Source organism: Pseudomonas sp. MM227 (assembly GCF_947090715.1).
GTDB classification, from domain to species: domain Bacteria; phylum Pseudomonadota; class Gammaproteobacteria; order Pseudomonadales; family Pseudomonadaceae; genus Aquipseudomonas; species Aquipseudomonas baltica.
The window spans coordinates 741,485-747,500 of the sequence record NZ_OX352319.1 but is presented as its reverse complement, the minus strand read 5'-3'; the positions used below and the strand labels follow the sequence as shown (position 1 = coordinate 747,500).

The 6,016-nt window shown below is 59.8% G+C and carries 6 protein-coding genes (1 of these 6 only partly in view); 1 reads left to right on the top strand and 5 read right to left on the bottom strand.

Annotation, left to right across the window (positions count from 1 at the left end; all coding sequences use genetic code 11):
• The 5 genes from msrP to ONG87_RS03290 all read right to left on the bottom strand — a co-directional run.
• On the bottom strand, nucleotides 1-836 hold the 5' portion of the coding sequence (msrP, locus tag ONG87_RS03310) for a protein-methionine-sulfoxide reductase catalytic subunit MsrP (protein ID WP_192056414.1). The gene continues 178 nt to the left of window position 1, outside the view; only the first 836 of its 1,014 coding nucleotides appear in the window; the start codon lies at nucleotides 834-836; the stop codon falls past the left edge of the window.
• Nucleotides 837-902: 66 nt separating this feature from the next.
• Nucleotides 903-1,751, bottom strand: a complete 849-nt coding sequence (gene pssA / locus ONG87_RS03305; protein ID WP_122480158.1) for a CDP-diacylglycerol--serine O-phosphatidyltransferase — start codon at nucleotides 1,749-1,751, stop codon at nucleotides 903-905.
• A 147-nt stretch (nucleotides 1,752-1,898) separates the two neighbouring features.
• Nucleotides 1,899-2,915 carry a ketol-acid reductoisomerase gene (gene ilvC / locus ONG87_RS03300; protein WP_043190697.1) on the bottom strand — a complete coding sequence of 339 codons (1,017 nt, stop codon included), beginning with the start codon at nucleotides 2,913-2,915 and terminating at the stop codon, nucleotides 1,899-1,901.
• A gap of 47 nt (nucleotides 2,916-2,962) precedes the next feature.
• A complete protein-coding gene (gene ilvN / locus ONG87_RS03295) occupies nucleotides 2,963-3,454 on the bottom strand; it encodes an acetolactate synthase small subunit (protein ID WP_043190700.1) in 492 nt (163 codons plus the stop codon).
• 2 nt (nucleotides 3,455-3,456) lie between these two features.
• Complete coding sequence (locus ONG87_RS03290) at nucleotides 3,457-5,181, bottom strand: acetolactate synthase 3 large subunit (RefSeq protein WP_122480255.1); 1,725 nt, start codon at nucleotides 5,179-5,181, stop codon at nucleotides 3,457-3,459.
• Between the two features lie 396 nt (nucleotides 5,182-5,577).
• On the opposite strand from ONG87_RS03290, the gene ONG87_RS03285 reads away from it, so the two are divergent.
• The gene (locus ONG87_RS03285) at nucleotides 5,578-6,012 is read left to right on the top strand and encodes a DUF4124 domain-containing protein (protein ID WP_192104436.1); all 435 of its coding nucleotides are present in this window, start codon (nucleotides 5,578-5,580) and stop codon (nucleotides 6,010-6,012) included.
• Nucleotides 6,013-6,016 lie beyond the last annotated feature (4 nt).

Here is a 6,016-nt window from a genome sequence, read left to right as displayed (position 1 = left end):
TACTCGCTGGGAGCGATGTTTTCCCAGGTCGTCTCTGGCCGTTCGCTGACCAGGCTGATACGCACGATGGATTTGACGCTTTTGAACCCGTACTTCCACGGCACTACCAGGCGCAAGGGTGCGCCGTTCTGGTTGGGCAACTCGCGGCCGTACATGCCTACCCCAAGGATTGCCAGCGGATTCATTGCCTCGTCCAGGCGCAAGCCTTCTACATACGGCCAGTTGATCAGGGCAAAGCCGGAGCGCTGACCGGGCATGCTCTTGGGATCCTGCAAGGTTTCGAAGCGGATGTACTTGGCTTTCGAGGTGGGCTCGACCTGCTTGAGCAAGGCCGAGATGGGAAAGCCGATCCAGGGGATGACCATGGACCATGCCTCGACGCAACGCAGCCGATAGATCCGCTCTTCGAGCTGATAAGGCTTCATGAAGTCTTCGAGGGCATAGCGCCCAGGCTTGGCCACTTCACCGTCTATGACCACCGACCAGGGTTCGGTCTTCAAGGTGCCGGCATTGGCTGCCGGATCGCCCTTGCCGGTGCCGAACTCATAGAAGTTGTTGTAGTGGGTAGCATCCTTGAAAGGCGTGATCGCCTCGCCTTGCACGGTGACCGCACCCCAGCGGGTTTGACCCAGCTTGTCGTTCAACCAGGCGGGCGCACCGCTGGGGTCGACGCCTTCGTAGCGCGATGGGTCGGCAGCGGATGCCCAGGAGGGAAGTGCCGAAACGGCCAAGGCTGTTGCGGTGGCGCCCATGAGCGAGCGGCGCGAAAGATAGATCGATTCGGGGGTGACTTCGGACTCTTTGCAGTCCGAAGCACGCGATAGCTTGATAAGCATGGTGCCTCCGTAGCCTTGGCTGTGTTCAACATACCAAGAGACTACGGATTATGCGTGAAATTGAATTTACTCTGCTTTTTTGTGACGGCGCATGCGTAACAAATACTGTATCGGGCCGGAAGCGGCATAGGCGAGGAAGATCAGCAGCAGGATGCGGGGTGGATCGCTGAACACCACGGCGAACACCAGAACGACCGCCAGGATGGCTACGAAGGGCACACGACCTTTGAGATCCAGCTCCTTGAAGCTGTTGTACTTGATGTTGCTGACCATCAGCATGCCTGCGGCCGCCACCAGCAGGGCGACCAGGAAGGACATCTTCGAGCCTTGGATGCCGTAGTCGCTGAACGCCCACACAAGACCTGCGACCACACCGGCAGCAGCCGGACTGGCCAGGCCGATGAAGTAGCGCTTGTCGGCGGTGCCGACCTGGGTGTTGAACCGCGCCAGGCGCAGTGCCGCACCTGCGACGTAGATGAAGGCCACCATCCAGCCGACCTTGCCCATGTCACCCAGTGCCCAGCCAAAGGCCAGCAGCGCGGGTGCGACACCGAATGCGACCATGTCGGACAGGGAGTCGTATTCCGCACCGAAGGCGCTCTGGGTATTGGTCATGCGCGCAACGCGACCGTCCAGACTATCGAGCACCATGGCCACGAAGATGGCGATGGCAGCGTAGGCAAAATACTTGCTGGCTTCGGCAGCATTGCCGGCGCTCTGGGCACTGATCGAGTTGATGATTGAGTAGAAACCCGCAAACAGGTTTGCCGTGGTGAACAGGTTGGGCAGGAGATAGATGCCGCGGTGCCGGACTTTACGTCCTTCGGCGTCATGCCCTTCTTCGACATGCTCATCGATCGGCAGGAGGCTTTCGGCGTCAGGAGCCTTGTTTGGCTCTTCGGGACGTTCGCTCATGGACAATACCTTGCAACGGTGTGGAAAGTTTCGACAGGCGTCTGGGTCGAGGGTTCGACCGCAAAACGTTGCAGCTTTATACCAGAAGCTTGCCACCATAACGAAAAAACGCGGCCATGGCCGCGTTTTTTGTCGCCTGAAACTGTATCAGTTCTTGGCTTTGTCGACGATCTTGTTGGCGGCGATCCAAGGCATCATGGAACGCAGCTGCTCGCCGATGACTTCGATGCCGTGGGCGGCATTGTTGCGACGCTTGGCGGTCATCGAAGGGTAGTTGGTAGCGCCTTCGTTGATGAACATCTTGGCGTACTCGCCATCCTGGATGCGCTTGAGTGCATTGCGCATGGCCTGGCGCGATTCGGCGTTGATGACTTCAGGGCCGGTCACGTACTCGCCGTATTCGGCGTTGTTGGAGATCGAGTAGTTCATGTTGGCGATACCGCCTTCGTACATGAGGTCGACGATCAGCTTGAGTTCGTGCAGGCACTCGAAGTAGGCCATTTCAGGCGCATAGCCGGCTTCGACCAGGGTTTCGAAACCGGCCTTGACCAGTTCCACGGTGCCGCCACAGAGAACGGCCTGCTCGCCGAACAGGTCGGTTTCGGTCTCGTCCTTGAAGGTGGTTTCGATGATGCCGGTACGGCCGCCGCCCACACCGGAAGCGTAGGACAGCGCGACGTTCTTGGCGTTGCCCGAAGCATCCTGGTAGATGGCGATCAGGTCAGGAATACCGCCGCCCTTGACGAATTCGGTACGTACGGTGTGACCCGGCGCCTTGGGCGCGATCATGATCACGTCTAGGTCGGCGCGCGGCACGACCTGGTTGTAGTGAATGGCGAAGCCGTGGGAGAAAGCCAGGGTTGCGCCCTGCTTGATGTTGGGCTCGACTTCGTTCTTGTACAGCTGGGACTGGAACTCGTCCGGGGTCAGGATCATGACCAGGTCGGCACCGGCAACGGCAGTGGCGACGTCGGCTACTTTCAAGCCATGGGCCTCGGCCTTGGCGACAGTAGCCGAGCCCTTGCGCAGGCCCACGGTGACGTCGACGCCCGAATCCTTCAGGTTGCACGCCTGGGCGTGGCCCTGGGAGCCGTAACCGATGATGGCTACTTTCTTGCCCTGGATGATCGAGAGGTCGCAATCTTTGTCGTAGTAAACTTTCATTGAATATCACCTGTTATCTAGGCCATTTCGGCCGGTCGCTAATTGAGTTAGATGCTCAGCACTTTGTCGCCACGAGCGATACCGGTCACGCCACTGCGCACGGTTTCGAGGATCGAGGCGGTGCCGATAGACTGCAGGAAGCTATCCAGCTTGTCGCTGGTGCCCGTCAGCTGAACGGTGTAGACGCTACTGCTGACATCAACGATCTGCCCGCGGAAGATGTCCGTGGTGCGTTTGATCTCGGCGCGTTGGGCGCCAGTGGCCTTGACCTTGACCAGCATCAGCTCGCGTTCGATGTGCGCGCTTTCCGACAGGTCTACCAGCTTGACCACCTCGATCAACTTGTTGAGGTTTTTCGTGATCTGTTCGATCACTTCATCCTGCCCTACCGTGGTCAACGTCAGGCGCGACAGGGTCGGGTCTTCGGTAGGCGCCACGGTCAGGCTTTCGATGTTGTAGTTGCGCTGCGAGAACAGCCCTACCACGCGCGACAAGGCGCCGGGTTCGTTCTCGAGCAAAAGCGAAATGATGTGCCGCATGATTAGGTCCGCTCCGTCTTGCTGAGCCACATGTCGCGCATCGAGCCGTCCTTGATCTGCATCGGATAGACGTGCTCGCCGACGTCGACCTGGATATCGAGGAACACCAGGCGGTCGGTCATGGCGAAGGCTTCTTCCATTTTCGGCTTGAGATCCTTGAGATCGGTGATGCGCATGCCGACGTGGCCATACGCTTCGACCAGCTTGACGAAGTCAGGCAGGGATTCGACGTAGGAATGCGAATGGCGACCTCCGTAGCTCATGTCCTGCCATTGGCGCACCATGCCGAGCACGCCGTTGTTGAGCAGGATGATCTTGACCGGCAAGCCGTACTGCAGACAGGTAGACAGCTCCTGGATGTTCATCTGGATGCTGCCCTCCCCGGTCACGCAGGCAACGTGGGCCTCGGGGAAGCTCATCTTGACGCCCATGGCCGCTGGGAAACCGAAGCCCATGGTGCCCAGGCCACCGGAGTTGATCCAGCGATTGGGCTTGTTGAACAGGTAGTACTGGGCCGCGAACATCTGGTGCTGGCCGACGTCCGAGGTGACGTAGGCGTCGCCCTGGGTGACCTCGCACAGCGTCTCGATGACCTTCTGCGGCTTGATCTTGGAACCATCGCCCTTGTCGTAGGGGAACAGGCCGTTTTCGCCACGCCACTCCTCGACCTGCTTCCACCAACTGGCAACGGTGTCCTTGTTCGGGGTTTCACCGATGTCCTTGAGGGTGGCGAGCATTTCGGTCAGAACGCTGTCCACCGGACCGACAATGGGCACGTCCGCCTTGATGGTCTTGGAGATCGACGCGGGGTCGATGTCAATGTGGATGATCTTGGCGTTGGGGCAGAATTTGGCGGCGCCGTTGATCACGCGATCGTCGAAGCGTGCGCCCACGGCCAGGATCACATCGGCGTGGTGCATGGCCAGGTTGGCCGTGTAGCTGCCGTGCATGCCGAGCATGCCGACGAACTGGCGATCCATGCCCGGGTAGGCGCCCAGCCCCATCAGGGTGTTGGTGACCGGCAGGTCGAGGATCTGGGCCAGCTCGGTCAAGGCAGCGGAAGCTCCACCGAGGATGACACCGCCACCGGCGTACATGACCGGGCGCTTGGCCGCCAGGAGCATTTCGACAGCCTTGCGGATCTGCCCGGAATGGCCACGGACCGCCGGACTGTAGGAACGCAGCTTGGCCTTCTTGGGATAGACGTATTCGAATTTGTCGGCCGGGTTGGTCATGTCCTTGGGAATATCGACCACGACCGGGCCGGGCCGACCTGACTGCGCCAGGTAGAAGGCCTTTTTCAGGACTTCGGGGATCTCCGAGGCGTGCTTGATCATGAAGCTGTGCTTCACGATGGGCCGGGAGATGCCGATCATGTCGGTTTCCTGGAACGCGTCGGTACCCACCAGCGTGCTGGCCACCTGCCCGGAGAGGATCACCATCGGGATGGAGTCCATGTAGGCAGTGGCGATACCGGTGATGGCGTTGGTGGCACCCGGACCGGAGGTCACCAGCACGACACCGGCCTTGCCGGTGGCACGGGCATAGCCATCGGCCATGTGGGTGGCTGCCTGCTCGTGACGGACCAGCACGTGCTCGACAGCGGGCTCCTTGAACAGGGCATCGTATACATGCAGGAGGGCACCGCCGGGGTACCCGTAGATGTGCTTAACGCCTTCGTCGCGCAAGAAGCGGACGACCATTTCAGCGCCAGATAAAAGCTCCACGTTGTTCACCTCTAAAACGCCAGAATACCGTTCCATGGGAACGGGTCTTAATAGGTTTACTGCCAGCAGAGCATGAGCGACGGTGGTCGCCGACGTACGTCAGCACTGACTGAGCAAGTATTGGGAGTACCCAAGTGTCACGGGTTTTTCCCACCCAGCGCGAGGTAACGCGTTGCGGGTATAACGGGTCGGCGCTGGTGTGCGCCTGTGCTCTGCTGTGTGGGTCTGCTTCTGGCAGTCCCTGTACAGCGGACTTTCGATTGTTGTGATTCGTCTGCTGCAAGTCAAGCGATGCGTGCATTTTATTGCGCGCCTGCACCCAAACGGCGCAATAAACCCTGCCGAGCTGCCAGGCTATGGTAGTTTCATGCGTAACCCACCCTCAGAGAAGGCGCCATGCGTTCAACCATTGCTGTGAGTATCCTGCTGCTTGCCCTGTGCCCGTTGGCAATGGCAGGGCAAATCTACAAATGGGTCGATAGCCAAGGTGTGACGCATTTTGATGCACGACCGCCCAACGGTGTTCAGGCGACAGCCGTCGAAGGCGTGAAACCGGTGACCCCGCCCGAGCCGATCTCCAACGAGGCGGTGATGAAAGCCAGTGGCGAAGCCGAGCAACGCAGGATCGACCGCAAGGTGAAATCGCAGGTTGCCGACGAGTCAGCGCGGCGTAACGAATTCTGTACGGGCGTCAGGACCAACCTGGCGCAGCTGAAGAACAATCCGCGGGTGCTTCAACAGGTCAACGGCGAGGTCAAGCGCCTGACAGAGCAGGAGCGTCAGGCGAGGATCGAGGAAGTGCGCAAGGTGATCGACGAGCAGTGCAGCTGAAGGG

Excerpts from the sequence above, each read along its gene's own strand:
- ONG87_RS03285 (WP_192104436.1), top strand. The coding sequence starts at position 5,578 with ATGCGTTCAACCATTGCTGTGAGTATCCTGCTGCTTGCCCTGTGCCCG.
- ilvC (WP_043190697.1), bottom strand. The coding sequence starts at position 2,915 with ATGAAAGTTTACTACGACAAAGATTGCGACCTCTCGATCATCCAGGGC.
- pssA (WP_122480158.1), bottom strand. The coding sequence starts at position 1,751 with ATGAGCGAACGTCCCGAAGAGCCAAACAAGGCTCCTGACGCCGAAAGC.
- ilvN (WP_043190700.1), bottom strand. The coding sequence starts at position 3,454 with ATGCGGCACATCATTTCGCTTTTGCTCGAGAACGAACCCGGCGCCTTG.